The organism is Pseudomonas sp. B21-012 (assembly GCF_024749305.1).
GTDB lineage: Bacteria > Pseudomonadota > Gammaproteobacteria > Pseudomonadales > Pseudomonadaceae > Aquipseudomonas.
The window spans coordinates 4,900,285-4,927,070 of record NZ_CP087197.1 but is presented as its reverse complement, the minus strand read 5'-3'; the positions used below and the strand labels follow the sequence as shown (position 1 = coordinate 4,927,070).

Below are 26,786 nucleotides of genomic sequence, written 5' to 3'. Positions count from 1 at the left end.
GATCGTGCGCATTGCCCTTGTTTTACTGGCTGGCCTGTTCAGCTTCACGGCCCAGGCCGCGCCAGCCCCGGTCGCCACTTTCGACCGCAGCCACTGGCCAGAGCAGCTCGACAGCCCGGCGCTGTTCGATGTCGCCTCGCGCGCCGAAATCCTCGGGTTTGCCCGGGTGCTGGCTGAAAGCGAAATGCTTGATCAGAACGCCCTGGCGGCGCGGCTGAACCTGCGCCAGGTCAATCTGCTGTCGATCAACACGCTGCGCCAGCGCCTGTGGCAGCGCTTATGGCGCAACTACGACCTGGCGCAAAAGAGCTGCGAGCAGGACGCCTCGTTCTGTTATGCCATCGACGACCTGGGCGATTTTCGCAAGCAGACGGCAACCTTCGAAGTCGCCGCCGACTCGTTCTACGCGAGCTGGGCCGAGCCCAGCCGGGCCTTTCACGAGCGCTACCTGGACGAGCTGCTACGCAAGGCCGCGCTGTTCCCGCAGACCGCCAGCGAAATCGAGCGCTTCTCCGACCTTGAGCGCAATGGCGACGAGCTCAACGACCGGCTATTCATGCTGACCTTCGATGGCGGCCCATCCTTGGCGGGCGGCAGTACCGACGGCCTGGCCGAGTTCCTGCGCCGGCAACGGCTGTCGGCGACCTTTTTTGTGCTGGGCAACAGCCTGCAGAACCGGCGCGACAAGACCTCGCTTAGCGACCTGCGGGCGCTCTACCAGGGCCAGTGCGTGGGCTTGCAAGGCTGGCAGTACCGCTCCCACGGGCAGTGGCAGGGCTGGCAGGACTCGGTGCTGCGCAGCCAGGCGCGGGTGCAGGGCGACTTGCCGCAGCAGTATGTGCCGTTGTTCCGGCCGCCTTATGGCCAGCGCCGTGCCGACAGCCAGGCATTCTTCGCCGGCCAGCATTTGCAGGTGGTGTTGTGGGATATCGACGCCCAGGATCAGGGCGCGTTGAACAGCGAACAGTCGGCCCAGCGGGTGCTGACCTTGATGTTGCTGTGGCGAAAGGGGCTGATCCAGTTTCACGACGCCCAGCCCAAGGCGCAGGAGGCAGTGGCCTGGTTGCTCAAGCAAACGGCGCAGAGTGGAATTGGCTGGGAAGATTGCCGTAATTTCGGCGAAAAGCTGTGAAAAGGTAAGGTTCTGGTGGCGCCCGGGAATAAAACGCCGCAGGCATTTCACATGACTGGATTTATGACTGTAGCGGTGCTTTGCCCCTGCGCCAAGGGCTAATTGGTCGATCGAAAAATAAACTTCAAAAAAACGTAAAAACGCTTTTTCCGGTCATGGGTTTTGCGGTATTACGAAGACAGACCGCCGAACCCTGCAGCACAGGTGGCGTCCTACGGCCCATTCTTTGTTCGCAGCTCCCTACCCGTAACGACGCGGACCAGGGGAGAACCGGCGGCCACTTCGCGGCGCAGCACCGCTCAGGTATTGCGTCGTCTGGCTCCCACAAAGGTGACCGAGTATGGATGATCAAGGACGCAGCACTTCCTCCAACCAGCCAATCCTTTATGTGCTCGATACCAATGTACTGATTCACGATCCCAACGCTTTGCTCAACTTCGAGGAGCACCACGTCGCCATCCCGATGACGGTGCTGGAGGAGCTCGACAAACTCAAGACGGGCAAACATACGATTGCCGCCGAATGTCGCCAGGCCATCCGCCTGATCGACCAGACCCTGGGCGATGCCTCGCCGGCCGATGTCGAGCAGGGCGTGCCGATCCAGCGCGGCAAGAGCGGCCCCAAGGGCTTTCTGTCGATTCTCATGAGCCCGCGCAACGAGCCCAACCGCCTGCTGCCGGAGAACCTCAACGACAACATCATCATCAACCAGTTGCTCGAGCTGCGTAGCCGGCGCAAGGAACTGGACGTGGTGCTGGTGACCAAAGACATCAACATGCGCCTCAAGGCCCGCGCCTGCGGGATCGCGGCCGAGGACTACAGCACCGACCAGCTGGTGGACGACGTCTCCCTGCTGTCCAAGGGTTACCACAGTGTCACCGGCTCGTTCTGGGACCGCGTTAGCAAGGTCGAGACCCGCCAGGACCATGGCCGCACCTGGCACCGGGTGCAGATGATCGACAACCTGCCGGCCGTGCACATCAACGAGTTCATCATCGACGAGCAAGGCTTCGTCGGCTGGATCAAGGGCATCAAGGATGGCGAGCTGGTGCTGCTCGACCTGCACCAGGAGCCGCTGCTGCACCAGGAAGCCTGGGGCCTCAAGCCGCGTGACATCCACCAGAGCCTGGCGCTGTTCGCTTTGCTCGACCCGGACATTCACCTGGTCAACCTGACCGGCGCGGCCGGTTCCGGCAAGACCATCCTGGCCCTGGCCGCCGCCATCGAGCAGACCATGGTCAGCAAGCGCTACCGGCGCATCATCGCCACCCGCAGCGTGCAGGGGCTGGACCAGGAGATCGGCTTCCTGCCGGGCACTGAAGCAGAAAAAATGGAGCCCTGGCTCGGGGCAATCACCGACAACCTCGAAGCCCTGCACATGGATGACGAAAACACCCATGGCAGCGTCGAGTACATCCTTGAGCGGGTGCCGCTGCAGTTCAAATCGCTGAACTACATTCGCGGTCGCAGCTTCCAGCAGAGCCTGATCCTGATCGATGAATGCCAGAACCTCACCCCGCACCAGATGAAAACCATCATCACCCGTGCCGGCGCCGGTTCCAAAGTGATCTGCCTGGGCAACCTGGCGCAGATCGACACCCCTTACCTGTCCGCCACCAGCTCCGGCCTGACCTACCTGACCGAGCGCTTCAAGGACTTCCCCAACGGCGTGCACATCACCCTGCAGGGCGTGCCGCGCTCGATCCTGGCCGAATACGCTGAATCGCATCTGTAACCCGGTACGGAGGTTGCAAAAAGCCCGCATCAGCCGATGCGGGCTTTTTCATTGCTGGTAATTTCATTTCCAACCGCGGCCAAAAGCACCCCAACCGGTGAAAATTACGCTCACTATGCTGTCGTCCTTGTCGAGAATCAGCAGGTAAGGGCTCTGCCCGGTATAACCAATGACTCCCGGCCGAATCTCGCTGACTTCACCTCCACCCGCATTTTTGCAGATCTCGTCGGCTAACTCCTTGCTGAATGTCTTGCCAATGTAGGGAGCAAAGACGGGTTGCATTTTTTCGTAGTCTTTCGCGTTCATGACCATATCGGTGCCTCCTGGCATCAGGTTAGGGTGCGTGCAAGGTTGTTGCACTGGCAGCTTCTACCTGCAGACGCATCAGTGTGTAGTAGATGGATATCGCATGTTTAAAGCCCCAGGCAGTGTCCGCGCTTGTCGCTAAGGTCTGACTCAAGGGTTTACAATCGACTGTCCTGAAACAGGAGTAACGCTGTGCTGACCCATCTCGATTCCCAAGGTCGCGCCAACATGGTCGACGTCACCGATAAAGCCGTGACGTCGCGTGAGGCGGTGGCCGAAGCGCGGGTGCGCATGCTCCCGCAAACCCTGCAGATGATTGTCGAAGGCGAACACCCCAAGGGTGACGTGTTTGCCGTGGCGCGCATTGCCGGTATCCAGGCGGCGAAGAAGACCAGTGACCTGATTCCGTTGTGCCACCCGTTGCTGCTGACCAGCGTCAAGGTCGAGCTCAGCGCCGAAGGCAACGACACTGTCTATATCGTCGCCCGCTGCAAGCTGGCCGGGCAGACCGGGGTAGAAATGGAAGCGCTGACCGCTGCCAGCGTCGCGGCCCTGACCATCTATGACATGTGCAAGGCGGTCGACCGCGGCATGATCATCGACGGCGTGCGCGTGCTGGAAAAGCTCGGCGGCAAGAGCGGCCATTACCAGGCGGATGAAGAGAAATGAAAATCAAGGTGATGTATTTCGCCCGTTACCGGGAGTTTCTGGGGGTTGATGCCGAAAAGCTCGAGGGTTCGTTCGCTACCCTGGATGACGTACGCAAGGCGCTGGTTGCAAAAGGTGACAAGCATGATGTGCTGCGCGAACAGAACCTGATGTGCGCGCGCAATGAAGAGCTGTGCAAGCTGGACGAGCCGCTTGAAGACGGTGACGAAGTGGCGTTCTTTCCGCCCGTGACTGGAGGCTGAGCATGAGCGTTCGAGTCCAGAGCGAGCCCTTTGACCCGGGGGCTGAAGTCAATGCGATGCACGCGGCCAACGTCGGTGTCGGCGCGGTGGTCGGTTTTGTCGGTTACGTGCGCGACTTCAATGATGGCCAGGACGTGGCGGGGATGTTCCTCGAGCATTATCCGGGCATGACCGAAAAGGCCCTGGCCAAGATCGTGGTTGAAGCCCAGCAGCGCTGGCCACTGCTCAAGGTCGAGGTACTGCACCGCATTGGCGGCCTGGAACCCGGTGAACCGATCGTTTTTGTCGGTGTTGCCAGTGCCCATCGTCAGGCCGCATTCGATGCCTGCAATTTTATCATGGACTACCTGAAAACCCGCGCGCCGTTCTGGAAGAAGGAACAGACCGGCGACGGCCCGCGTTGGGTCGAGGGCAAGCAGAGTGATGAAGAGGCTGCCGGGCGCTGGTAAATCTGATCGCGGGGCAAGCCCGCTCCTACAGGGATCAAGGTAGGAGCGGGCTTGTCCCGCGATGCTTTTGCTTGTTGAATTTTCATACCAAAAAGTCCAGTATGGAATTATAAGTACAAAATAATTCCAGGCCGACCCGCGCCTGCCCCTTTCCCTCTGTCTGGCACCACACCTCCAACAACGAGCGAGAGAGCCCCGTCATGAACAAGTTCACCCTGATCAGCGGCCTGGCCCTGAGTCTGATGGCCAGCAGCAGTCTGTTCGCCGCCGAGAAGACATTGCGCATTGGCATCGAAGCCGCGTACCCGCCGTTCGCATTCAAGACCCCTGACGGCAATATCAGCGGCTTCGACTACGACATCGGCAATGCCCTGTGCGCGCAGATGCAGGTCAAATGCCAGTGGACCGAGCAGGAGTATGACGGCCTGATCCCGTCGCTGAAGGTCAAGAAGATCGATGCGGCGCTGTCGTCGATCACCATTACCGAAGAGCGCAAGCGCTCGGTGGACTTCACCCACAAGTACTACTTCACCTCCGCGCGCCTGGCGATGAAGGAAGGCAGCCAGGTCGACGACCAGTTCGTCAGCCTCAAGGGCAAGCGCATCGGTGTGCAGCGGGCAACTACCACTGACCGTTACGTCACCGAGGTGCTGGCCCCCAAGGGTATCGAGGTGGTGCGCTACACCAGTAACGAAGAGATCTTCATGGACCTGGTTTCCGGGCGTCTGGACGGCGTTTTCGCCGACACCATTCCGCTGGAGCAGGGTTTTCTGAATACCGAGAAGGGCAAAGGCTACGCTTTCGTCGGCCCAGAGCTGAAAGACCCGAGCTATGTGGGTGAAGGCGCCGGTATCGCGGTGCGCAAGGGCAATACGCAACTGGTGACCGAACTGAACCAGGCCATCGACGCCATTCGCGCCAACGGCGAGTACCAGAAGATCCAGGCCAAGTACTTCAAGTCCGATATCTACGGCGACTGATCGCCGCTTTACTCAAGGCCTGAGCCTGATCAGGCCTTGAGTTCCTTCAGGTGCTTGTACACCGTCGCCCGTCCCATCCCCAGCACATTGGCCACATAGTTGGCGGCACTCTTGCCCTTGAACGCGCCCTCGGCGTGCAGGGCCAGTACCAGTTCGCGCTTATGGTCGCGGCTGAGCAGGTTGAGGCTCAGTTGACGTTGGCGCAGCCAGCTGTTGAGGAAGGTGTTGATGCGCTCCTGCCAGTCATCGCGAAACAGCGCATCGGGCTGCGGGATCAGTTTGCTCGGCGACAAGAACAGGTCGAGCGCCGCCTTGGCGTTTTCGAACAGGGAAATATTCAGGTTGATGCACAGCACCGCCAGCGGCTTGCCGGCCGGGTCGCGCAGTACGGTGCTCAGCGAGCGGATCTTCTGACCGTCCCAGTTGAGCTTTTCGTACGGTCCGATGTTGGTCTCGTCAGTACCTTCCTCGAACATGTCCTCCAGCGCCGCATCATCGCCAATCTCGCGCTTGGACAGGTTGTTGGCAATGTAGTCGATCTTCTGGCTGCGCAAATCGTGCAGCACCACTTCGGCGTGGGGGAAGAACAGGGTGGCGATGGCGTCGGCGATGGCCCGGTAGTTGTGCAGGACGGGATCGGCTTGGGGTGTGGGCATTCGGACGGGCTCCAGGCGGTGTCAGCGCCCTTGCGACAGGGCGCTGGGAGTGTGCCGCAATCGCGGCCGGGCGTCACCCTTGCAGGCGGCGCGGCGACAGCATCGCAGCGTTGAGGCCAAAGCCCTTGAGGGTGTCAGGCAAGTCTTCACCGCGCACCAGGGCGGCGCTGGCCTGGCCCATGGCCGGCGAGGTCTGGATACCATAGCCGCCTTGCGCGGCCACCCAGAACAGCCCGGGCACCTGCGGATCGAAGCCGGCCACCAGGTCGCCGTCAGCGACGAAGCTGCGCAAGCCGGCCCAGGTACGGGTCGGGCGACGAATGCTCAGGGTGGTGGCTTCTTCGATCTGGTAGATGCCCATGGCGATGTCCAGCTCTTCGGCCTGCACGTCGTGGGGCTCGACCGGGTCGGCATTGGCCGGTGAGCCGAGCAGCATGCCGGCGTCAGGCTTCATGTAGAACGACTCATCGAGGCTGACCAGCATCGGCCAGGCATGGCTGTCGATGCCTTCGGGGCCGGCGAAGATGAACGCGGCGCGGCGCTTTGGCTGCAGGCCCAGGGGTTGGGCGCCGGCCAGTTCGCCGACTTTGTCGGCCCAGGCTCCGGCAGCGTTGATCAGCACCGGGGCGGTGAAGGTGCCGCGGCTGGTCTGCACGTGCCAGAGGCCGTCGGCGTCGCGGCTCAGGTGTTGTACTTCGCAGTCGCTGTGCACTTCACCCTGCTGGCGACGAATGCCGCGCAGGTAACCCTGGTGCAGGGCGTCGGTGTCGATGTCGCTGGCACTCGGGTCGTACAGGGCGCCATGCACCTTGTCGCGGCGCAGCACCGGCAGGCGCGCGCAGGCTTGCTCGGCGCTGAGCAGCTCGACCTCTGGCACGCAGGCCTTGGCGCTCTGGTACTGGCGCTGCAGCTCTTCAGGGTCGCCATTGAGATCGACGGTCATTTCCCCGCGCGGGCTGAGCAGCGGGTGCTCGGTAAAGCCCGCTGGCGGCTGGTCGAAAAACGCCCGGCTGGCCAGGGTCAGTGCGCGCACTTGCGGGGTGCCATAGGCGGCGGTGTACAGCGCTGCCGAGCGGCCGGTGGAGTGGTAGCCCGGCTGCGACTCGCGCTCAAGCAGCAGTACCCGGCCGTGGCCGGCCAGCCAGAAACCGGTGGAGGCACCGGCAATACCGGCGCCGATGATGATGAAATCAGCCTGTTGCATGAAGGTTTCCTCAGTCGGCGCGTTGCAGGCGGTACAGGGCGTTGGCCAGGGCGATGTCTTCCAGGCCCAGGCCGATGGAGCGGAAAAAAGCGTGGCGCTGGTAGCCCGGCTTCTGCGCCGCACCACTGATCAATTGCGCCAGATCGCCGACGATCGCATCGGCTTGCCAGCCATGTTGTTCGGCGGCGATGCGCATCTCGCCGGCGCTGCCCGGGGTGGTTACGCGGTAGTCGCAGTAAACGTCCATCTCGCTTAAGGTCGCTGGCGGCACTTCGTGGGCACGCACCGCATTGGTGCTGATGGAGGTGATCAGCGCGGGCTTGCTCAATTGGCGCGGGTCGAGCACCGGCGTGGCGCAGGAGGTGCAGAGCATGATCACGTCGGCATCCAGCACCGCCTGCTCCAGGCTTTCGCTGAGCACCAGGCGCGGGTCGAGATTACTCAGGGCCTGACGCTGTTCGGTCGATTGCCGGCCCAGGCTTGGCGAGTACAGGCGGATGTCCTGCCATGGACGCAGGCTGCGGGCGTAATGCAGGTGGGCGCGGGCAATCGGGCCGCTGCCGATGATGGTCAGGCGCCGGGCCTCGCTGGCTGCCAGGGCATCGACGGCAACGGCGGTAGTGGCGGCGGTGCGCGCGGTGGTCAGTTCACCGGCATCGCACAGCAGCAGCGGCTGGCCGCTGTCCATGGACATCAGCAGGGTCCAGGCGGTGACCAGCGGTCCCTGCTCGCGGACGATATAGGGCGAGGTCTTGACCCCGTACACGCGCTGTTCGGCCAGCACGCCACCGTAGTTGATGAAGTCGCCTTGGCCGGCCGGAAATTCCACCAGTTGCTGGGGTGGTTGCACCGCTTGCCCGGCCGCCAGGTCACGGAACAGGTTGCGCAGGATCTGCGGAACATCCACCTGGGCGAGCAGTTGGCGAGCGTGCTGTTGATCGATGACGAGAGGCGCAGACATGCGAAGCTCCAAATGAACTATTTTGTCTATTATGGACTTTTAGTTTATTTGGGCAATATGCCGAGGTGTAAAAAGCATCGCGGGGCAAGCCCGCTCCTACAGGGTGGTGTAGGAGCGGGCTTGCCCCGCGATTGGTGTTACTGCACTCAGTGATGCTTGCGCGGTACCGGCTTGAGCAACTCGGTCGGCGGCATCTCGCAGCTGATCTTGCGCCCCAGCAGTTCTTCGATGGCTGGCAGCTGGTAGGAGTCATCCTCACCGGCGAAGCTGATCGACACGCCGCTGGTGCCGGCACGACCGGTACGACCAATGCGGTGCACGTAGTCGTCCGGGTCTTCCGGCAGGGTGAAGTTGATCACGTGGCTGATGCCGTCGATGTGGATACCGCGGCCAGCCACGTCAGTGGCCACCAGCACGGTGATGCGCCCTTCGCGAAAGCTCTCGAGGGTCTTGATCCGCTTGTGCTGCGGCACGTCGCCCGACAGCTGGGCGGCGTTGACGCCATCGCGCACCAGGCGTTCTTCGATGCGTCGTACTTCGTCCTTGCGGTTGGCAAAGACCATCACCCGTTCCCACTTGTTCTCGGTCACCAGGTTGTACAGCAGCTTGTACTTGTCGCTGCCGGCCACGGCATAGACGTGCTGCTCGACGGTTTCGCTGGCGACGTTTTCCGGCTCGATCTCGACGATGGCAGGGTCGGTGGTCCACTGCTTGGCCAGGTTCATCACGTCTTCGGTGAAGGTTGCCGAGAACAGCAGGGTCTGGCGCTCGCTCTTGGGCGGGGTCTGGCGGATGATCTGCCGCACCTGGGGGATGAAGCCCATGTCGAGCATGCGGTCGGCTTCGTCCAGCACCAGCACCTCGACCATGTCCAGGTGTGCTTCACCGCGCTGGTTGAAGTCCAGCAGGCGGCCCGGGGTGGCGACCAGGATGTCGCAGTGGCGGGCTTCGAGGGCCTTGAGCTGTTTGTCGAAGTCCATGCCGCCGACGAAGGTCATGACGTTGAGGCCGGTGTATTTGGTCAGCGCCGCGGCATCCTTGGCGATCTGCACCACCAGCTCGCGGGTCGGGGCGATGATCAGCGCCCGTGGCTCGCCCATGTAGCGCTCTTTCGGCGGCGGGGTCTGCTGCAGCTGGGTGATGATCGAAATCAGGAAAGCTGCGGTCTTGCCGGTACCGGTCTGGGCCCGGCCAATGGCGTCTTTGCCACGCAGGGTGTAGCCCAGCACCTGGGCCTGGATTGGCGTGCAGTACGGGAACCCTAGGTCGTGGATCGCATGCATCAGCTCGGGCGAGAGCTTGAAGTCATGAAAGCGGGTCTTGCCTTCCTGCGGCTCGACGGCGAAGTCTTCGAGCTTCCAGGTGGAGGCGGCGGGCTTTGGCTTGCGCTCACGGCGCGGCTTGGCCTCGGCCGGTTTTTCGGCGCGTGCCGGGGCAGGGTCCACGGCTTCGGTCTTGAGCGGTGCCGACGGGGCAGGGGCCTGGGGTGCTGCGGGCGGCTGCTTCACGGGGGCAGCGGTTTCGGTGGCGAGTTGCTCAACCTCGCTCTTGCCGAACATCTTCTTGAGTGCTTTGAGCACGGTCATCTCATCAATTGGTTAAGGAATGTACGCCGGGCAGTGTAATGCAAGAATCGGGCGCGGCGTAGTGGATTGCACTGACAACTACAGGGAACGCTTCTTTTAGCGCAGGCGCTCGGCCAGCCAGTCGGCGATATCGCGAATTTCTTCCTGCAGCACTTCGTGCTCCATCGGGTACTCGGCCCACTTGGCGCTGACGCCCCAGTTCTTCAGGTGCTCGTAAGCGCTGCGCCCCATGGCCGGTAGCACAACCGGGTCGTACACACCATGCAGGCACAGGGCCGGGGTGCGTTGCTGGCAGGCGCTCAGTTCGCGTGCCTCGGTGAAAGTCGGGGCATAGGTCGAAAGCGCCAGTACGCCGCCCAGGGCTTCTTGCCACTTTATATAGGCAGTGTGCAGCACCACGGCGCCGCCCTGGGAGAAGCCGGCGAGGATGATCCGCGACAGGGCCACGCCCTTGGCCTGCTCGGCCTTGATCAGTTCGATCACCTGTTCCGCCGATTCGTGCAACTGGTCTTCATCGATGGCCCGCGCCGGGCTCATGGCCTTGATGTCGTACCAGCTGGGCATTGCGTAGCCGCCGTTGATGGTCACCGGACGGGTGGGTGCCTGGGGCATGACGAAGCGGGTGGTCAGCAGAACTTCCTGCAGGGCCTCAGCCACCGGCATGAAGTCGTAACGATCGGCCCCCAGGCCGTGCAACCAGATCACACAGGCGTCTGCGGTTTTTTGTGGTTCGAGAATCAGCGGGTGGGTCATGACTGCTCCGAAAGTGTGCGCGCGCTCTTGTTTGCGTGCATGAAATGAAGGCGCGTCGGGTAAATCCGGGAAAAACCTGTCGCAAGGTTGCAAGTTTTCCTATTGACGTTAACTGAAACGCTTTAGCCCTTCAGTGTGGTACGCGCTTTGCTATGAAACTCCAGATGCGAGGTTACACGTTTTGGACGGTAACACCCGTTAGCGGTCCCCAAGGCTGTCACAGAACAGCGCATTGCGCCAATTGACCCAAAAACAAGCCAACACGGGTCGGATGCGCCTCATAAGGGTGCGGTGCAATCCCGGCTCACACAACAAGAGCAAAACTGGAGGTTTGAATGAAGATGTTGAAATCCACACTGGCAGTGGTTACCGCTGCTACCGCGTTGGGTATCAGCGGTTTCGCACAGGCAGGTGCGACCCTGGACGCAGTACAGAAGAAGGGATTCGTTCAATGTGGCGTCAGTGACGGCTTGCCGGGCTTCTCGGTACCGGATGCCAAGGGCAACATCGTCGGTATCGACGCCGACGTCTGCCGCGCGGTCGCCGCTGCGGTGTTCGGCGACGCCAAGAAGGTCAAGTTCAGCCAGCTCAACGCCAAGGAGCGCTTCACCGCGCTGCAATCGGGCGAAGTCGACGTGCTGTCGCGCAACACCACCTGGACCAGCTCGCGCGACGCCGGCATGGGCCTGGTGTTCGCCGGTGTTACCTACTACGACGGCATCGGTTTTCTGGTCAACAAGAAGCTCGGCGTTTCCAGCGCCAAGGAACTGGACGGTGCAACCATCTGCATCCAGGCCGGTACCACCACCGAACTCAACGTCTCCGACTACTTTCGCGCCAACGGCCTGAAATACACCCCGATCACCTTCGACACCTCCGACGAGAGCGCCAAATCGCTGGAATCCGGCCGTTGCGACGTGCTGACCTCGGACAAGTCGCAGCTCTACGCACAACGCTCCAAGCTGGCCGCCCCGACCGATTACGTGGTGCTGCCAGAGACCATCTCCAAGGAGCCACTGGGCCCGGTAGTGCGCAAAGGCGATGAAGAGTGGTTCAGCATCGTCAAGTGGACCCTGTTCGCCATGCTCAACGCCGAAGAGATGGGCATCAGCTCGAAAAACGTCGAAGCCGAAGCCAAGGCCACCAAGAACCCTGACGTGGCCCGCATGCTCGGCGCCGACGGCGAGTACGGCAAAGACCTGAAACTGCCGAAGGACTGGGTAGTGCAGATCGTCAAGCAGGTCGGCAACTACGGCGAAGTCTTCGAGAAAAACCTGGGCAAGGAAACCCCACTGCAAATCGACCGCGGTCTGAACGCCCTGTGGAACAACGGCGGCATCCAGTACGCGCCACCGGTGCGCTGACGGTTGCGGCCTGCGGCGGCATCCGGCCGCCGCAGGCTGTTCGGTTCCCTTCCTTGCGGGGCATTACATGCAAAATAATATCGGCGCACCCAAGGGACTATCCCTGAGCGATCCACGTGTGCGTGCGTGGCTGTTCCAGATTATCACCGTGGTCGCGGTGGTCGGTCTGGGCTGGTACCTGTTTCACAATACCCAGACCAACCTGCAACACCGCGGGATCACTTCGGGCTTCGACTTTCTCGAACGCAGTGCCGGTTTCGGCATCGCCCAGCACCTGATCCCCTATACCGAACAGGACAGTTATGCGCGGGTGTTCGTCATCGGCCTGCTCAACACCCTGCTGGTAACCTTCATCGGCATCATCCTTGCGACCCTGCTGGGCTTCATCATCGGTGTGGCACGACTGTCACCGAACTGGATGATCAGCAAGCTGGCCACTGTGTATGTCGAGACTTTCCGTAACATCCCACCGCTGCTGCAGATCCTGTTCTGGTACTTCGCGGTGTTCCTGACCCTGCCGGGACCGCGGGGTAGCATCAATCTCAACGACACCTTCTTTATCAGCAACCGGGGCCTGAACATGCCCGGTGCTGCCATGGCCGATGGATTCTGGCCATTCGTCGTCGCCGTCGCACTGGCAATCCTTGCCATTGTGGTAATGGTGCGCCTGGCCAACCGGCGCTTTGAGGCCACCGGCGAGCCGTTCCACAAATTCTGGGTCGGCCTGTTCCTGTTCTTCGGCATTCCGGCGTTGTGCGTGCTGCTGTTCGGCGCGCCGGTGCACTGGGAGATGCCGCAGCTCAAGGGCTTCAACTTCGTCGGCGGCTGGGTATTGATCCCGGAACTGCTGGCGCTGACCCTGGCACTGACCATCTATACCGCAGCGTTCATCGCCGAAATCGTGCGCTCCGGCATCCGTTCGGTGAGCTACGGCCAGACCGAGGCGGCTCGCTCCCTGGGCCTGCGCGAAGGGCCGACGCTGCGCAAGGTGATCATTCCCCAGGCGCTGCGGGTGATCATCCCGCCGCTGACCAGCCAGTACCTGAACCTGGCGAAGAACTCTTCGCTGGCGGCCGGTATCGGCTACCCGGAAATGGTCTCGCTGTTCGCCGGTACCGTGCTTAACCAGACCGGCCAGGCCATCGAGGTGATCGCCATCACCATGAGCGTCTATCTGGCCATCAGCATCAGCATTTCCCTGCTGATGAACTGGTACAACAAGCGCATTGCGCTGATCGAGCGGTGAGGACAAGCGCATGAGTACCCATGTTTTCAAACCTGATATGCCGCCACCGGTCAAAGCCGTCGGCGTAATGGCCTGGATGCGCGCCAACCTGTTCTCCAGCTGGCTCAACACCCTGCTGACGCTGTTTGCCGTGTACCTGGTGTGGCTGATCGTGCCGCCGCTGCTGCAGTGGTCGATCTTCGACGCCAACTGGGTGGGCACCACCCGCGCCGACTGCACCAAGGAGGGCGCCTGCTGGGTGTTCATCCAGCAGCGCTTCGGCCAGTTCATGTACGGTTACTACCCGAGCGAGCTGCGCTGGCGTGTCGATCTGACCGTCTGGCTGGCGGTCATCGGCGCCGCGCCGTTGTTCATCTCGCGCTTCCCGCGCAAGGCGGTTTACGGCCTGGGCTTTCTGGTGCTGTACCCGATCATCGCCTACACCCTGCTGCACGGCGGCTACCTGGGCCTGGCCACGGTACCGACCAACCAGTGGGGCGGGCTGATGCTGACCCTGGTGATCGCCACCGTGGGCATCGTCGGGGCCTTGCCGCTGGGCATCCTGCTGGCGCTGGGGCGGCGTTCGAACATGCCGGCGGTGAAGGTGGTCTGCGTGACCTTCATCGAGTTCTGGCGCGGCGTGCCGCTGATTACCGTGCTGTTCATGTCCTCGGTGATGCTGCCGTTGTTCCTGCCTGAGGGCATGAGCTTCGACAAGCTGCTGCGGGCCATGATCGGGGTGATCCTGTTCCAGTCGGCGTATATCGCCGAAGTGGTACGTGGCGGCCTGCAGGCTATTCCCAAGGGCCAGTACGAAGCCGCTGCGGCGATGGGCCTGGGCTACTGGCGCTCGATGGGCCTGGTGATTCTGCCGCAAGCCCTGAAGCTGGTAATCCCCGGCATCGTCAACACCTTCATTGCCCTGTTCAAGGACACCAGCCTTGTGATCATCATCGGCCTCTTCGACCTGCTCAACAGCGTCAAGCAGGCCGCTGCCGACCCGACCTGGCTGGGCATGGCGACCGAGGGCTATGTATTTGCCGCCCTGGTTTTCTGGATTTTCTGTTTCGGTATGTCCCGCTACTCCATGCATCTGGAGCGCAAGCTGGACACAGGCCACAAGCGTTAGGAGTGTTCCCATGAGTGAAGCGATCAAACAGCCTGTGAGCCCTGAAGGCATTATTCAGATGCAGGGCGTGAACAAGTGGTACGGCCAGTTCCACGTGCTCAAGGACATCAACCTGAACGTGCGCCAGGGCGAGCGTATCGTGCTGTGCGGGCCGTCGGGCTCGGGCAAGTCGACCACCATCCGCTGCCTCAACCGTCTTGAGGAGCACCAGCAAGGGCGCATCGTCGTCGATGGCGTGGAGCTGACCAACGACCTCAAGCAGATCGAAGCGATCCGCCGCGAAGTCGGCATGGTGTTCCAGCACTTCAACCTGTTCCCGCACCTGACCATCCTGCAGAACTGCACCCTGGCGCCGATGTGGGTGCGCAAGATGCCCAAGCGCAAGGCCGAGGAAATTGCCATGCACTATCTGGAGCGGGTGCGAATTCCGGAGCAGGCCAACAAGTTTCCCGGGCAGCTATCGGGTGGCCAGCAACAACGGGTAGCGATTGCCCGGGCGCTGTGCATGAAGCCGAAGATCATGCTGTTCGACGAACCGACCTCGGCGCTCGACCCTGAGATGGTCAAGGAAGTGCTCGATACCATGGTTGGCCTTGCCGAAGACGGCATGACCATGCTCTGCGTGACCCACGAAATGGGCTTTGCCCGCACCGTGGCGAACCGGGTGATCTTCATGGATAAAGGCGAGATTGTAGAGCAGGCGGCGCCGGACGACTTCTTCGACCGGCCGCAGAATGAGCGGACCAAGCTGTTCTTGAGCCAGATTCTGCACTGACCCCATCGCGGGGCAAGCCCGCTCCCACAGGTAAACCACAAAACCTGTGGGAGCGGGCTTGCCCCGCGATGCTGTTAACCCATCAGTTTTCTTCTTTGGCTGCCGGTGCCGGCGGTGGACGCAAGCCGATCTCGGCGGTCAGCTTGAGCTCCTTGCCGTTGCGCATGACCTGAATCGCCACCTTGTCATTGGGCTTGATCCGCGCCACCTGGTTCATCGAGCGGCGGCCATCGCCGGCCGGTTCGCCATTGATGCTGAGGATCACGTCACCCAGCTCCAGGCCGGCCTTCTGTGCCGGGCCATCACGGAAAATCCCTGCCACGACAATGCCCGGGCGCCCCTGCATGCCGAACGACTCGGCCAGCTCCTGGCTCAGCGGCTGCACCTCGATCCCCAACCAGCCCCGAATCACCTGGCCGTGCTCGATGATCGACTTCATCACCTCCAGAGCGAGCTTGGTCGGGATGGCAAAGCCGATGCCTTGCGAGCCGCCGGATTTGGAGAAGATCGCCGTGTTGATGCCGGTGAGGTTGCCATTGGCGTCGACCAGCGCACCACCGGAGTTGCCCGGGTTGATTGCGGCGTCGGTCTGGATGAAGTCTTCGTAGTTGTTCAGGCCCAGCTGGTTGCGGCCGGTGGCGCTGATGATGCCCATGGTCACGGTCTGGCCGACACCGAAGGGGTTGCCGATGGCCAGGGCGACGTCGCCGATATGGATGTTGTCGGAGCGGCCGATGGTGATCGACGGCAGGTTCTTCAGGTCGATCTTCAGCACCGCGAGGTCGGTTTCCGGGTCGCTGCCGATCACCCGTGCCAGGGTTTCGCGGCCGTCCTTGAGCGCCACCACGATCTGGTCGGCACCGGAGGTCACGTGGTTGTTGGTCAGCAGGTAGCCTTCCGGGCTCATGATCACTGCCGACCCCAGGCTCGACTCCCAGCGGCGCTGCTTGGGCAGGTTGTCGCCAAAGAAGCGGCGGAACTGCGGGTCTTCGAACAGCGGGTGGGCGGTCTTGTTGACCACCTTGGTGGTGTACAGGTTGGCCACCGCGGGGGCGGCGATGCTCACGGCGTCGGCGTAGGACACCGGCCCCTGCATGATCCGCGTGGTTTGCGGGGCTTGCTGCAGGTTGACGTCCTGGCTGGGCAGGCCGACCCACTGCGGAAAGCGCTGGATGACCAACAGGGCGATCAGCACGCCGACCAGCAGCGGCCAGCCAAAGTAACGCAAAGCCTTGAACATTGAACGAATCCTGGGAGTTGGCAGAGGGCCGATGACAGCTGGGAGCGTAAACGCGCGCGATCATACTGCGCTGCGGCTTGTGCAGGAACTGTTAAATCGTCACGAAAGCCAACAATGCCAGCCCCCAGGCAACTGCCGTCGGTTTCCCCAAACCCGGCGACGGTCCATAATGCCGCTCATTATACGGGGCCTTGGGCCGCGCTGAACTGCGAAATTGAGGAGTCTTTCCATGGCTGTTGCCTTGAGTACCCTGGTCGAGGAAGCCGAACGCTACCTCGGCAGCGCCAAAATCCAGGACTACTGCCCCAACGGCCTGCAGGTCGAGGGCCGCCCGCAAGTGACCCGCATCGTCAGCGGCGTGACCGCAAGCCAGGCGTTGCTCGACGCCGCAGTCGAGGCCGACGCCGACCTGGTGCTGGTGCACCACGGCTATTTCTGGAAGGGCGAGAACCCGTGCATCACCGGCATGAAGCAGCGCCGGCTGAAAACCCTGCTGAAAAACGACCTGAGCCTGTTGTCCTACCACCTGCCGCTGGACTTGCACGCGGAAGTGGGCAACAACGTGCAGCTGGCGCGCCAGCTCGACATCACTGTCGAAGGTCCGCTGGACCCGCAGAACCCGCGCATTGTCGGATTGGTCGGCTCGCTCGCCGAACCCATGTCGGCGCGCGATTTTGCCCGCAAGGTGCAGGAGGTGATGGGCCGTGAGCCGCTGTTGATCGAAGGCGAGCAGATCATCCGCCGGGTCGGCTGGTGTACCGGCGGCGGCCAGGGCTATATCGACCAGGCGATTGCTGCCGGTGTCGACCTGTACCTGAGCGGCGAAGCCTCCGAGCAGACCTTCCACAGCGCCCGCGAGAACGGCATCAGCTTCATCGCCGCCGGCCACCACGCCACCGAGCGTTACGGCGTGCAGGCGCTGGGCGATTACCTGGCCCGACGGTTTGCCCTGGAACACCTGTTCATCGACTGCCCGAACCCTATATAAAGCTAAAACGGCAGGGCATATTCTTATACTGTTTCGTTCTAGTTGGCTGCCTAAATAGAATCGGGCGCTGTGATAAAGTGGCCCGCTCGAACACGGCCCGCTGGCCGTCCATAAGATCGTATTTCCGTGAGTAGCCATGGTCGACAAACTGACGCATTTGAAACAGTTGGAGGCGGAAAGCATCCACATCATTCGTGAGGTGGCCGCCGAGTTCGATAACCCGGTGATGCTGTACTCGATTGGCAAGGACTCGGCCGTGATGCTGCACCTGGCGCGCAAGGCCTTCTTCCCGGGCAAGCTGCCGTTTCCGGTGATGCACGTCGACACCCAGTGGAAATTCCAGGAGATGTACAGCTTCCGCGACAAGATGGTCGAGGAAATGGGCCTGGAGCTGATCACCCACGTCAACCCGGACGGCGTCGCCCAGGGCATCAACCCGTTCACCCACGGCAGTGCCAAGCACACCGACATCATGAAGACCGAGGGCCTCAAGCAGGCGCTCGACAAGTACGGCTTCGATGCCGCCTTCGGTGGCGCACGCCGCGACGAAGAGAAGTCGCGGGCCAAGGAGCGGGTCTACTCGTTCCGTGACAGCAAGCACCGCTGGGACCCGAAGAACCAGCGTCCGGAGCTGTGGAACGTCTACAACGGCAAGGTCAACAAGGGCGAATCGATTCGCGTGTTCCCGCTGTCGAACTGGACCGAGCTGGACATCTGGCAGTACATCTACCTCGAAGGCATCCCGATCGTGCCGCTGTACTTCGCCGCCGAGCGTGAAGTGATCGAGAAGAACGGCACCCTGATCATGATCGACGACGCGCGCATCCTCGAGCACCTCTCGGAGGAAGAAAAGGCCCGTATCGTCAAGAAGAAGGTGCGTTTCCGTACCCTTGGCTGCTACCCGTTGACGGGCGCGGTGGAGTCGGAGGCCGAAAGCCTCACCGACATCATTCAGGAAATGCTCCTGACGCGCACTTCCGAGCGCCAGGGCCGGGTCATCGACCACGATGGCGCCGGCTCCATGGAAGACAAAAAACGGCAAGGGTACTTCTAAGCTTCAAGTTACAAGCGGCAAGCTGCAAGTTAGAAGCAAGGTGCGTAGCTTCTGGGTTTTGTCGGCTGCCGCCCCATTGTGGGTGCGTGAGAGTGCTTAACAATGGACTTTGAGAAGCTTGCTGTTTGGCAGAGAAGCAAAGATTTGGCGGTAGCGATTTACACGCAGCAGAGGGTGTGCCGGGATCTTGGATTCAAGGATCAGATCACCCGGGCGGCACTTTCCGTTCCGTCGAATATCGCCGAAGGCATGGAGCGCAGAACGGCAAAAGAAAAGGTTCGCTATCTGTGTATTGCCAAGGCGTCCTGCGGTGAGTTGCGTACGCAGATCATCATCGGGGGAGAGGTAGGCTATCTGCCAAAGCCTTTGTCGAATGAGTGGATTACAGAGACTCGTGAGCTTTCAAGAATGCTGAGCGGGTTGATCAACAAAATTTCTGACTAGTTGTATGCCGACAAGCTTGCCGCTTGAAGCTTACAGCTTGGAGCTTGAATGTAATGAGCCACCAATCTGATCTGATCAGCGAGGACATCCTCGCTTACCTGGCCCAGCACGAACGTAAAGAGCTGCTGCGCTTCCTTACCTGCGGTAACGTCGACGACGGCAAGAGCACGCTGATCGGGCGCCTGCTGCACGACTCGAAGATGATCTACGAAGACCATCTGGAAGCCATCACCCGCGACTCGAAGAAAGTCGGCACCACCGGTGACGATATCGACCTGGCGCTGCTGGTCGACGGCCTGCAGGCCGAGCGCGAGCAAGGCATCACCATCGATGTGGCCTACCGCTACTTCTCCACCGCCAAGCGCAAATTCATCATCGCCGACACCCCGGGCCACGAGCAGTACACCCGCAACATGGCCACCGGTGCGTCGACCTGCGACCTGGCGATCATCCTCGTCGATGCCCGCTACGGTGTGCAGACCCAGACCCGCCGGCACAGCTACATTGCCTCGTTGCTGGGCATCAAGCACATCGTCGTCGCGGTCAACAAGATGGACCTCAAAGGCTTCGACGAGGGCGTGTTCGAGAGCATCAAGGCCGACTACCTGAAGTTCGCCGAAGCCATCAACATGAACCCGAGCAGCCTGCATTTTGTGCCGATGTCGGCGCTCAAGGGCGACAACGTGGTCAACCGCAGCGAGCGTTCGCCTTGGTACACGGGCCCGGCGTTGATGGAAATCCTCGAAACCGTCGAAGTCGCGGCCGACCGCAACTTCACCGACCTGCGCTTCCCGGTGCAGTACGTCAACCGCCCGAACCTGAACTTCCGCGGCTTCGCCGGTACCCTGGCCAGCGGCGTGGTGCACAAGGGCGATGAAATCGTCGTGCTGCCGTCGGGCAAGAGCAGCCGGGTCAAGTCCATCGTCACCTTCGAAGGCGAGCTGGAAAACGCCGGCCCCGGCCAGGCCGTGACCCTGACCATGGAAGACGAGATCGACATCTCCCGTGGCGACCTGCTGGTGCATGCCGACAACGTCCCGCCGGTGACCGACCAGTTCGACGCCATGCTGGTATGGATGGCTGAAGAGCCGATGCTGCCGGGCAAAAAATACGACATCAAGCGCGCCACCAGCTATGTGCCGGGCTCGATTGCCAGCATCGCCCACAAGGTCGATGTCAACACCCTGGAGCAGGGCGCCGCCAGTGCCCTGCAGCTCAACGAGATCGGCAAGGTCAAGGTCAGCCTCGACGCGCCGATCGCGCTGGACGGCTATGACAGCAACCGCACCACCGGCGCCTTTATTGTCATTGACCGCCTGACCAACGGCACCGTTGGCGCCGGCATGATCATCGCGCCACCGGTTGTGCCCCATGGCAGCGTTGGCCAGCACGGCAAACTGGCCCACGTGGACACCGCAGAACGTGCCCTGCGTTTCGGTCAGCAGCCAGCCACCGTGCTGTTCAGCGGCCTCTCGGGCGCGGGCAAGAGCACCCTGGCCTATGCCGTGGAGCGCAAGCTGTTCGACATGGGCCGTGCGGTGTATGTGCTCGATGGCCAGAACCTGCGCCACGACCTGAACAAAGGCTTGCCGCAGGACCGCGCCGGGCGCACCGAGAACTGGCGCCGTGCCGCGCACGTTGCGCGTCAGTTCAACGAAGCCGGCCTGCTGACCCTGGCCGCCTTCGTCGCCCCGGACGCCGAAGGCCGCGAACAGGCCAAGGCGCTGATCGGTAAGGAACGCCTGCTCACGGTCTACGTCCAGGCTTCGCCTCTGGCGTGCCGCGAGCGTGACCCGCAGGGCCTGTATGCCGCCGGCGGCGACAACATCCCGGGCGAGAGCTTCCCGTATGACGTACCGCTGGATGCGGACCTGGTGATCGACACCCAGAACGTCAGCCTGGAAGACGGCGTCAAGCAGGTGCTGGAGCTGCTGCGCAAGCGTGGCGCGATCTAAGCGTTAGCGCGCTGAACAGGAAACCCCACCCCGGTGGGGTTTTTTGTTGCGTGCCGACAGGGTAGGAGCGGGCTTGTCCCGCGCATATGACGGCTAGAACTTAGATGTGCTTTTCCGACACCGGAATCACCCGCTTCTCCTTCACTGCCTTGAACGAGAAGCTCGAGTAAATCTCTTTCACCCCGGGCAAGGTCTGCAGCACTTCGCGGGCAAACTCACCGAATGACTCAAGGTCGCGGGCAAGGATTTCCAGCAGGAAGTCATAACGCCCGGAGATGTTGTGGCAGGCGACGATTTCGGGGATTTCCATCAGCCGCTGCTCGAAGGCGCGGGCCATTTCCTTGCTGTGCGAGTCCATCATGATGCTGACGAAAGCGGTTACGCCAAAGCCCAGCGACTTGGGCGAGAGGATGGCCTGGTAGCCGATGATGTAGCCGGCTTCTTCCAGTAGCTTGATCCGTCGCCAGCACGGCGAGGTGGTCAGTGCGACCTGGTCGGCCAGCTCGGAAACCGTCAAGCGCGCGTTGTCTTGCAAGGCCGCGAGCAACGCTCGATCGGTGCGATCGATGGTTGTAGGCATGTTTTACCCTCCGTGGTCTGAAATCGTTGTTTTTATGTCAATAACCTTCCGCAAGGACGGCTACATTTGGAAAAAAATCAGCACCTCAGTGGCATAAGCTTATAACAAACCACTAGAGGCTGTTTGCCATGAGCGGCTCCAATAACAATTCAGGTTTTGCCACCCGCGCCATTCACCACGGTTACGATCCACTGGAACACAGTGGTGCCCTGGTGCCACCGATCTACCAGACCGCGACCTTTGCTTTTCCGACCGTCGAGTACGGCGCTGCCTGCTTCGCCGGGGAGCAGGCCGGACATTTCTACAGCCGGATTTCCAACCCTACCCTGGCCTTGCTGGAACAACGCATGGCCTCGCTCGAAGGCGGCGAAGCCGGCCTGGCGCTGGCCTCGGGGATGGGCGCGATTACCGCGACCCTGTGGACCCTGCTGCGCCCCGGCGACGAGGTGCTGGTGGGGCGCACCCTGTACGGCTGCACCTTTGCCTTTTTACACCATGGTATCGGCGAGTTCGGGGTCAAGGTCCGGCATGTCGACATGAGCGACCTGCAGGCTGTCGCTGCGGCGATCAACGGCAATACCCGGGTGATCTATTTCGAAACCCCGGCCAACCCCAATATGCAGATGACCGACATCGCTGCCGTGGCCGCGCTTGCGCACCAGCACGATATCAGCGTGGTGGTCGACAACACCTACTGCACGCCGTACCTGCAGCGACCCCTGGAGCTGGGCGCCGACCTGGTGGTGCATTCGGCGACCAAGTACCTCAGTGGCCATGGCGATATCACTGCCGGCCTGGTGGTGGGACGCAAGGCGTTGGTGGACAGGATTCGTCTGGAAGGCTTGAAGGACATGACCGGTGCAGTGATGTCGCCCCATGACGCCGCCTTGCTGATGCGCGGGATGAAAACCCTGAACTTGCGCATGGAGCGCCACTGCAGCAACGCCCAGGCCATTGCCGAATACCTCGAGCAACAGCCGGAAGTTGAAATGCTCAATTACCCCGGCCTGCCCGGCTTTGCTCAATATGAGCTGGCCCAGCGGCAGATGCGTTTGCCGGGCGGCATGATCGCCTTTGAACTCAAGGGCGGCATCACTGCCGGCAGGCGTTTCATGAATGCCCTGCAGTTGTTCAGCCGTGCCGTCAGCCTTGGCGATGCCGAATCGCTGGCCCAACACCCGGCAAGCATGACCCACTCCAGCTATACCCCAGAGGAGCGTGCGCAGTACGGCATTTCCGAAGGGCTGGTACGCCTGTCGGTGGGCCTGGAGGACATCGACGACCTGCTGGCGGATATTCAACAGGCGCTCAAGGCCTGCGCCTAACCTTTCACGGACGAGGTCAATGCAATGGTGGCAATGATGAACCTTGTGCCTGGCGAAGGTGTGCCGCGGCGCCCGGGCGATCCACAGCAGGACAGCGACCCGGGGGAAACCGCCGAATGGCTGGACGCACTGGATTCGACCCTGCTGCACTGCGGCCCGGAGCGTGCGCGGTTTCTGCTGCAGCAACTGCAAACCCATGCCCGCGAGTTGGGCCTGGAGCGCGGGGCCCAGGCCTTTTCGGCCTATCGCAATAGCTTGTCGGTGGAGCAGCAGGGCGTCTATCCGGGTGATCTGGAGCTCGATGAGCGCATCACCAGTATCCTGCGCTGGAACGCCCTGGCCATGGTCATGCGGGCCAACCACGCTTATGGCGACCTCGGCGGGCACATCGCCAGTTATGCCTCGGCCGCAGAGATTTTCGAAGTCGGTTTCCAGCACTTTTTTCGCGGTGAGGCCGGTGGCGAGCAACGCAGCGCTGACCTGGTGTTCTTCCAGCCGCATTCGGCGCCGGGCATTTATGCCCGGGCCTTCCTTGAAGGACGTTTGAGCGAAGAGCAACTGGCCAGCTATCGCCAGGAAGTGGCTGGCAAGGGCCTGTGCTCCTACCCACATCCGTGGCTGATGCCGGACTTCTGGCAGTTTCCGACAGGCTCCATGGGCATCGGCCCACTCAACGCGATCTACCAGGCGCGGTTCATGCGCTACCTGCACAACCGCCAGTTGCTCGATACCAGTGCCCGGCACGTCTGGGGGGTGTTTGGCGATGGCGAGATGGACGAGCCGGAGTCGATTGCCGGCTTGACCCTGGCCGCCCGCGAGCAACTGGATAACCTGACCTTCGTGGTCAATTGCAACCTGCAGCGCCTGGACGGCCCGGTGCGCGGCAACGGCCAGATCATCCAGGAACTTGAAGCGCTGTTCAGTGGCGCCGGCTGGAACGTGATCAAGGTGCTCTGGGGCTCGGAGTGGGACGCATTGTTCGCTCGTGACACCGAGCACGTGCTGTTGCGCCAGTTGGCGGCGACCCCGGACGGGCAGTTCCAGAACCTTGGGGCCAAAGATGGCGCCTACAACCTCGAGCACTTTTTCAACCAGCAACCGGCCTTGCAAAAGCTGGTGGAGCACATGAGCTCGGCCGAGATCAATGCGTTGAAACGCGGTGGCCACGATTTTCGCAAACTGTACGCCGCCTTCGCCGCCGCCAAGGCCTGCAAGGGCCGGCCAACGGTGATTCTGGCCAAGACCAAGAAGGGCTACGGCATGAGCGCCGCCGGTGAATCGCGAATGACCGCGCACCAGGCCAAGAAGCTCGACGTGCAGGCCTTGCTGGCCTTTCGTGATCGTTTTCATTTGCCGCTGTCGGACGCGCAGGTCGAACAGTTGCAGTTCTATCGACCGGACCAAGACAGCGCAGAAATGCGCTACCTGCGCGAGCGGCGGGAAGCTCTGGGTGGGCCGCTGCCTGCTCGGTGCAGCGACGTACGCCCGGTGCCGGTGCCAGCGCTGGAGGCCATGGGCGGCTTCGCCCTGCAGGCCGACGGCAAGGAAATGTCCACCACCATGGCCGCCGTGCGCATGCTCAGCGCCTGGCTCAAGGCGCCGCAGCTGGGGCCGCGGGTGGTGCCGATAGTCGCCGACGAGGCGCGCACCTTCGGCATGGCCAGCCTGTTCCGGCAGATCGGCATCTACTCGCCCCAGGGGCAATGCTACGAGCCGGAAGACGCAGGGTCGTTGCTGTCCTACAAGGAAGCGCGCGATGGCCAGTTGCTGGAGGAAGGTATTACCGAAGCCGGGGCGATTTCTTCCTGGGTGGCGGCGGCAACGTCCTACGCGGTGCATGGCGAACCGATGCTGCCGGTGTACATCTATTACTCGATGTTCGGCTTTCAACGCGTCGGTGACCTGATCTGGGCCGCCGCCGACCAGCGCGCCCGTGGCCTGCTGCTGGGCGCCACTGCCGGGCGCACCACGTTGGGCGGAGAGGGGCTGCAGCACCAGGACGGTTCAAGCCTGGTGATGGCCTCGATGGTGCCCAACTGCCGGGCCTGGGAGCCGTGCTTTGCTGGCGAGCTGGCGGTGATCCTCGAGTACGCGGCGCGGCGCATGCTCACTGAACAGTGCGATGAATTTCATTATGTCGCGGTGATGAACGAAAACTATCCACAGCCGTCCCTGCCGGCGCAGGTGCATGAAGAGGTTTTGCGCGGCATGTACCGTTATGTCGAACAGCAGCTGCCGGCTGCCCAGGGGCGGGTGCGCCTGCTGGGCTCCGGGGCGATTCTGCGCGAGGTGATTGCTGCCAGTGAACTGCTGGCCAGCGACTGGCAGGTTGCCAGTGAAGTGTTCAGTGTCACCAGCTTCAGCGAGCTGGCGCGCGAGGCGCGGGATGTAGATCGCGCCGGCCGGTTGGGGCAGGGCAGTGCTGATCTGAGCCATGTGCAGCGCTGCCTGGACGGTGACGCGCCGGTGATTGCGGCAACCGATTACGTGCGGGCCTGGCCGCAATTGATTGCTGAATATGTACAGGCACCTTATGTGACGCTGGGTACCGACGGTTTCGGCCGCAGTGATACCCGCCAGCAGTTGCGCCGGTTCTTCGAGGTCGATCGTTTCAGCATTGTTCTGGCAAGCCTGCACAGCCTGGTGCGCCAGGGTGGAGTTGAGCGGCGGGTGCTGGATGAGGCGCGGGAGAAGTATGGCTACCGGGAGGGGGAGGCGCCTTGGTATTGCTGAGGCTCATCACGGGGCAAGCCCGCTCCTGCAGGCTGCAACAGCAGCCATAATAAAAAACCCCGCCAGTTGGCGGGGTTTGCATTTTTAACGCTTGAGCCCGTAATGCTCATCGAGCATGCCCGGTGCGTTGGGCGCTTTCGGTGCGTAGTCGCGCGGCACCTCGGTGTCCTTCGGCGGGGTCAGGCGATCACGCGCAGGCTGCACGGCTTCGGAGTGCAGGGCGGCCAGCAGGCGCTGGCGGGTGAGTTCGTCCAGGGCCAGGCGGTTGGCGCCCTCGGCCAGGTGATCCTGGACGTCCTGGTAACTTTGGGTCAGCTTTTTGACCAGCGCAGCCGTACTGTTGAAGTGAGTAACCACCTCATTCTGGTAGCTGTCGAAACGTTCCTGGATATCATCCAGCTGACGCTGGGTGCTGCTCGGTGCGGCATTGGGCAGCAGGCGGGCGACCAGGAAACCAACGACGACACCCACGACGAGGGCCAGGGTCGGCAACAACCAAACTAAGAGCGAGAGTTCCACGAGTCCTTCCTCTATAAACGGCTTTGCTTTACGTTAACGGCTCGGACCTGCGCTGTATACCGCGAACGATCGCAAATATCTCAGACAGAATCATTCAGCTAGACGAGTCGACCCTTTCCGAGGTCACGGAGTTTATCCTTGCTTATCCGCGAAACCCCCGTATTCATCGATGGCCCGGTCGGCCAACTGGAAGCCTTGTACCTTGATGTTGCCGACGCCCGTGGCGTGGTGTTGCTGTGTCACCCTAACCCGGTGCAGGGCGGGACCATGACCAACAAGGTGGTGTCGATGCTGCAGCGCACCGCCCGCGATGCCGGTTACATCACCTTGCGATTCAACTACCGTGGTGTCGGTGCCAGCGCCGGTAACCATGACATGGGCAGCGGCGAAGTGGACGATGCTCAGGCGGCAGCGACCTGGCTGCTGGAACAACATCCGCGACTGCCCCTGACCCTGATGGGTTTTTCATTCGGCGGCTTTGTTGCGGCCAGCCTCGGCGGGCGTCTTGAAGCAAACGGTATCGAATTGAAGCACCTGTTCATGGTTGCGCCAGCGGTGATGCGCCTGCAGGATCACGACACCTTGCCACAAGGCTGCGCGCTGAGCGTGATCCAGCCGCAAACCGACGAAGTGATCGATCCGCAGATCGTCTACGCTTGGTCCGGCGCACTGCCACGCCCCCATGAGCTGCTGAAAGTGGCAGAATGCGGACACTTTTTCCATGGCAAGCTCACCGACCTCAAAGAACTGGTGCTGCCACGCCTTTCGAACTGATACAAGCC

Annotated in this window: 26 protein-coding genes; 17 read left to right on the top strand and 9 right to left on the bottom strand. The window is 61.9% G+C overall.

The features are described from left to right. The first annotated feature begins 4 nt into the window (after positions 1-4). Both LOY37_RS22475 and LOY37_RS22470 read left to right on the top strand, forming a co-directional pair. The gene (locus tag LOY37_RS22475; protein WP_258715744.1) at positions 5-1,132 is read left to right on the top strand and encodes a polysaccharide deacetylase family protein; all 1,128 of its coding nucleotides are present in this window, start codon (positions 5-7) and stop codon (positions 1,130-1,132) included. A 340-nt stretch (positions 1,133-1,472) separates the two neighbouring features. Then, positions 1,473-2,867: a PhoH family protein gene (locus LOY37_RS22470; RefSeq protein WP_045197246.1), complete on the top strand. Its 1,395-nt coding sequence runs from the start codon at positions 1,473-1,475 to the stop codon at positions 2,865-2,867. 63 nt (positions 2,868-2,930) lie between these two features. Here the strand turns inward: LOY37_RS22470 and LOY37_RS22465 are convergent, their stop codons facing one another. After that, the gene (locus LOY37_RS22465) at positions 2,931-3,179 is read right to left on the bottom strand and encodes a hypothetical protein (RefSeq protein ID WP_093379737.1); all 249 of its coding nucleotides are present in this window, start codon (positions 3,177-3,179) and stop codon (positions 2,931-2,933) included. A 186-nt stretch (positions 3,180-3,365) separates the two neighbouring features. Between LOY37_RS22465 and moaC the strand changes: the two genes are divergently transcribed. From moaC to LOY37_RS22445, 4 genes are all read left to right on the top strand, one after another. Then, positions 3,366-3,842: a cyclic pyranopterin monophosphate synthase MoaC gene (gene moaC / locus LOY37_RS22460; protein WP_258715743.1), complete on the top strand. Its 477-nt coding sequence runs from the start codon at positions 3,366-3,368 to the stop codon at positions 3,840-3,842. Continuing rightward, positions 3,839-4,084 carry a molybdopterin converting factor subunit 1 gene (gene moaD / locus LOY37_RS22455; RefSeq protein ID WP_045197253.1) on the top strand — a complete coding sequence of 82 codons (246 nt, stop codon included), beginning with the start codon at positions 3,839-3,841 and terminating at the stop codon, positions 4,082-4,084. Before moaC ends, moaD begins: the two co-directional genes overlap by 4 nt. A gap of 2 nt (positions 4,085-4,086) precedes the next feature. Then, positions 4,087-4,533: a molybdopterin synthase catalytic subunit MoaE gene (moaE, locus tag LOY37_RS22450; RefSeq protein WP_195884975.1), complete on the top strand. Its 447-nt coding sequence runs from the start codon at positions 4,087-4,089 to the stop codon at positions 4,531-4,533. A gap of 200 nt (positions 4,534-4,733) precedes the next feature. Further along, on the top strand, positions 4,734-5,513 hold the full coding sequence (locus tag LOY37_RS22445; RefSeq protein ID WP_045197257.1) for an ABC transporter substrate-binding protein: 780 nt from the start codon (positions 4,734-4,736) through the stop codon (positions 5,511-5,513). A gap of 29 nt (positions 5,514-5,542) precedes the next feature. Here LOY37_RS22445 and LOY37_RS22440 read toward each other — a convergent pair whose 3' ends face one another. The 5 genes from LOY37_RS22440 to LOY37_RS22420 all read right to left on the bottom strand — a co-directional run bounded on the left by LOY37_RS22440 (position 5,543) and on the right by LOY37_RS22420 (position 10,673). Then, positions 5,543-6,169: a transcriptional regulator gene (locus LOY37_RS22440; protein WP_045197259.1), complete on the bottom strand. Its 627-nt coding sequence runs from the start codon at positions 6,167-6,169 to the stop codon at positions 5,543-5,545. A gap of 73 nt (positions 6,170-6,242) precedes the next feature. After that, complete coding sequence (locus LOY37_RS22435; protein ID WP_093379754.1) at positions 6,243-7,373, bottom strand: FAD-binding oxidoreductase; 1,131 nt, start codon at positions 7,371-7,373, stop codon at positions 6,243-6,245. Between the two features lie 10 nt (positions 7,374-7,383). Then, positions 7,384-8,334 carry an ornithine cyclodeaminase family protein gene (locus tag LOY37_RS22430; protein WP_258715742.1) on the bottom strand — a complete coding sequence of 317 codons (951 nt, stop codon included), beginning with the start codon at positions 8,332-8,334 and terminating at the stop codon, positions 7,384-7,386. A gap of 146 nt (positions 8,335-8,480) precedes the next feature. Then, on the bottom strand, positions 8,481-9,914 hold the full coding sequence (gene rhlB, locus LOY37_RS22425; protein WP_045197884.1) for an ATP-dependent RNA helicase RhlB: 1,434 nt from the start codon (positions 9,912-9,914) through the stop codon (positions 8,481-8,483). A gap of 102 nt (positions 9,915-10,016) precedes the next feature. Further along, positions 10,017-10,673 carry an alpha/beta hydrolase gene (locus tag LOY37_RS22420; protein WP_045197265.1) on the bottom strand — a complete coding sequence of 219 codons (657 nt, stop codon included), beginning with the start codon at positions 10,671-10,673 and terminating at the stop codon, positions 10,017-10,019. Positions 10,674-11,008: 335 nt separating this feature from the next. On the opposite strand from LOY37_RS22420, the gene LOY37_RS22415 reads away from it, so the two are divergent. From LOY37_RS22415 to LOY37_RS22400, 4 genes are all read left to right on the top strand, one after another. Beyond that, positions 11,009-12,037: an amino acid ABC transporter substrate-binding protein gene (locus LOY37_RS22415; RefSeq protein WP_258715741.1), complete on the top strand. Its 1,029-nt coding sequence runs from the start codon at positions 11,009-11,011 to the stop codon at positions 12,035-12,037. A gap of 67 nt (positions 12,038-12,104) precedes the next feature. Beyond that, entirely contained in the window at positions 12,105-13,283 is a 1,179-nt protein-coding gene (locus LOY37_RS22410; RefSeq protein ID WP_045197267.1) for an amino acid ABC transporter permease, read from the top strand. A 10-nt stretch (positions 13,284-13,293) separates the two neighbouring features. Next, positions 13,294-14,391: an amino acid ABC transporter permease gene (locus tag LOY37_RS22405; RefSeq protein ID WP_045197269.1), complete on the top strand. Its 1,098-nt coding sequence runs from the start codon at positions 13,294-13,296 to the stop codon at positions 14,389-14,391. A 10-nt stretch (positions 14,392-14,401) separates the two neighbouring features. Continuing rightward, positions 14,402-15,166 carry an amino acid ABC transporter ATP-binding protein gene (locus tag LOY37_RS22400; protein WP_010220739.1) on the top strand — a complete coding sequence of 255 codons (765 nt, stop codon included), beginning with the start codon at positions 14,402-14,404 and terminating at the stop codon, positions 15,164-15,166. 82 nt (positions 15,167-15,248) lie between these two features. Here LOY37_RS22400 and algW read toward each other — a convergent pair whose 3' ends face one another. Next, positions 15,249-16,406 (bottom strand): Do family serine endopeptidase AlgW, encoded by a 1,158-nt coding sequence (gene algW, locus LOY37_RS22395; protein ID WP_010220741.1) that lies wholly within the window; start codon positions 16,404-16,406, stop codon positions 15,249-15,251. Positions 16,407-16,635: 229 nt separating this feature from the next. Here algW and LOY37_RS22390 point away from each other — a divergent pair, with 229 nt between their 5' ends. The 4 genes from LOY37_RS22390 to cysN all read left to right on the top strand — a co-directional run bounded on the left by LOY37_RS22390 (position 16,636) and on the right by cysN (position 20,847). Beyond that, a complete protein-coding gene (locus LOY37_RS22390) occupies positions 16,636-17,394 on the top strand; it encodes a Nif3-like dinuclear metal center hexameric protein (RefSeq protein ID WP_093379772.1) in 759 nt (252 codons plus the stop codon). Positions 17,395-17,530: 136 nt separating this feature from the next. Then, the gene (cysD, locus tag LOY37_RS22385; protein ID WP_038998836.1) at positions 17,531-18,448 is read left to right on the top strand and encodes a sulfate adenylyltransferase subunit CysD; all 918 of its coding nucleotides are present in this window, start codon (positions 17,531-17,533) and stop codon (positions 18,446-18,448) included. 102 nt (positions 18,449-18,550) lie between these two features. Then, positions 18,551-18,892, top strand: a complete 342-nt coding sequence (locus tag LOY37_RS22380; protein ID WP_093379777.1) for a four helix bundle protein — start codon at positions 18,551-18,553, stop codon at positions 18,890-18,892. A 53-nt stretch (positions 18,893-18,945) separates the two neighbouring features. Continuing rightward, positions 18,946-20,847, top strand: coding sequence for a sulfate adenylyltransferase subunit CysN (gene cysN, locus LOY37_RS22375; RefSeq protein WP_258715740.1), 1,902 nt, complete (start codon positions 18,946-18,948; stop codon positions 20,845-20,847). 100 nt (positions 20,848-20,947) lie between these two features. Here the strand turns inward: cysN and LOY37_RS22370 are convergent, their stop codons facing one another. Further along, positions 20,948-21,427, bottom strand: coding sequence for an Lrp/AsnC family transcriptional regulator (locus LOY37_RS22370; RefSeq protein ID WP_045197280.1), 480 nt, complete (start codon positions 21,425-21,427; stop codon positions 20,948-20,950). Between the two features lie 128 nt (positions 21,428-21,555). On the opposite strand from LOY37_RS22370, the gene LOY37_RS22365 reads away from it, so the two are divergent. Together LOY37_RS22365 and mdeB are read left to right on the top strand one after the other, a co-directional pair. Next, positions 21,556-22,752 carry a methionine gamma-lyase gene (locus tag LOY37_RS22365; protein WP_045197282.1) on the top strand — a complete coding sequence of 399 codons (1,197 nt, stop codon included), beginning with the start codon at positions 21,556-21,558 and terminating at the stop codon, positions 22,750-22,752. Positions 22,753-22,788: 36 nt separating this feature from the next. Beyond that, positions 22,789-25,485, top strand: coding sequence for an alpha-ketoglutarate dehydrogenase (gene mdeB / locus LOY37_RS22360; RefSeq protein WP_258715739.1), 2,697 nt, complete (start codon positions 22,789-22,791; stop codon positions 25,483-25,485). Between the two features lie 84 nt (positions 25,486-25,569). Here the strand turns inward: mdeB and LOY37_RS22355 are convergent, their stop codons facing one another. Next, positions 25,570-26,004, bottom strand: coding sequence for a YhcB family protein (locus LOY37_RS22355; RefSeq protein ID WP_038998843.1), 435 nt, complete (start codon positions 26,002-26,004; stop codon positions 25,570-25,572). A gap of 138 nt (positions 26,005-26,142) precedes the next feature. Between LOY37_RS22355 and LOY37_RS22350 the strand changes: the two genes are divergently transcribed. Beyond that, positions 26,143-26,778, top strand: coding sequence for an alpha/beta hydrolase (locus tag LOY37_RS22350; protein ID WP_045197284.1), 636 nt, complete (start codon positions 26,143-26,145; stop codon positions 26,776-26,778). The last annotated feature ends 8 nt before the right edge of the window (positions 26,779-26,786 follow it).

What these genes read in the sequence shown, in the direction of transcription:
- LOY37_RS22390 (WP_093379772.1), top strand. Translation starts at nt 16,636, where the DNA reads ATGGCTGTTGCCTTGAGTACCCTGGTCGAGGAAGCCGAACGCTACCTC.
- LOY37_RS22410 (WP_045197267.1), top strand. Translation starts at nt 12,105, where the DNA reads ATGCAAAATAATATCGGCGCACCCAAGGGACTATCCCTGAGCGATCCA.
- LOY37_RS22380 (WP_093379777.1), top strand. Translation starts at nt 18,551, where the DNA reads ATGGACTTTGAGAAGCTTGCTGTTTGGCAGAGAAGCAAAGATTTGGCG.
- LOY37_RS22415 (WP_258715741.1), top strand. Translation starts at nt 11,009, where the DNA reads ATGAAGATGTTGAAATCCACACTGGCAGTGGTTACCGCTGCTACCGCG.
- cysN (WP_258715740.1), top strand. Translation starts at nt 18,946, where the DNA reads ATGAGCCACCAATCTGATCTGATCAGCGAGGACATCCTCGCTTACCTG.
- LOY37_RS22420 (WP_045197265.1), bottom strand. Translation starts at nt 10,673, where the DNA reads ATGACCCACCCGCTGATTCTCGAACCACAAAAAACCGCAGACGCCTGT.
- algW (WP_010220741.1), bottom strand. Translation starts at nt 16,406, where the DNA reads ATGTTCAAGGCTTTGCGTTACTTTGGCTGGCCGCTGCTGGTCGGCGTG.
- moaE (WP_195884975.1), top strand. Translation starts at nt 4,087, where the DNA reads ATGAGCGTTCGAGTCCAGAGCGAGCCCTTTGACCCGGGGGCTGAAGTC.
- LOY37_RS22405 (WP_045197269.1), top strand. Translation starts at nt 13,294, where the DNA reads ATGAGTACCCATGTTTTCAAACCTGATATGCCGCCACCGGTCAAAGCC.
- LOY37_RS22400 (WP_010220739.1), top strand. Translation starts at nt 14,402, where the DNA reads ATGAGTGAAGCGATCAAACAGCCTGTGAGCCCTGAAGGCATTATTCAG.
- LOY37_RS22470 (WP_045197246.1), top strand. Translation starts at nt 1,473, where the DNA reads ATGGATGATCAAGGACGCAGCACTTCCTCCAACCAGCCAATCCTTTAT.
- LOY37_RS22445 (WP_045197257.1), top strand. Translation starts at nt 4,734, where the DNA reads ATGAACAAGTTCACCCTGATCAGCGGCCTGGCCCTGAGTCTGATGGCC.
- mdeB (WP_258715739.1), top strand. Translation starts at nt 22,789, where the DNA reads ATGAACCTTGTGCCTGGCGAAGGTGTGCCGCGGCGCCCGGGCGATCCA.
- LOY37_RS22440 (WP_045197259.1), bottom strand. Translation starts at nt 6,169, where the DNA reads ATGCCCACACCCCAAGCCGATCCCGTCCTGCACAACTACCGGGCCATC.
- LOY37_RS22465 (WP_093379737.1), bottom strand. Translation starts at nt 3,179, where the DNA reads ATGGTCATGAACGCGAAAGACTACGAAAAAATGCAACCCGTCTTTGCT.
- LOY37_RS22365 (WP_045197282.1), top strand. Translation starts at nt 21,556, where the DNA reads ATGAGCGGCTCCAATAACAATTCAGGTTTTGCCACCCGCGCCATTCAC.
- LOY37_RS22435 (WP_093379754.1), bottom strand. Translation starts at nt 7,373, where the DNA reads ATGCAACAGGCTGATTTCATCATCATCGGCGCCGGTATTGCCGGTGCC.
- LOY37_RS22430 (WP_258715742.1), bottom strand. Translation starts at nt 8,334, where the DNA reads ATGTCTGCGCCTCTCGTCATCGATCAACAGCACGCTCGCCAACTGCTC.
- cysD (WP_038998836.1), top strand. Translation starts at nt 17,531, where the DNA reads ATGGTCGACAAACTGACGCATTTGAAACAGTTGGAGGCGGAAAGCATC.
- LOY37_RS22370 (WP_045197280.1), bottom strand. Translation starts at nt 21,427, where the DNA reads ATGCCTACAACCATCGATCGCACCGATCGAGCGTTGCTCGCGGCCTTG.
- moaD (WP_045197253.1), top strand. Translation starts at nt 3,839, where the DNA reads ATGAAAATCAAGGTGATGTATTTCGCCCGTTACCGGGAGTTTCTGGGG.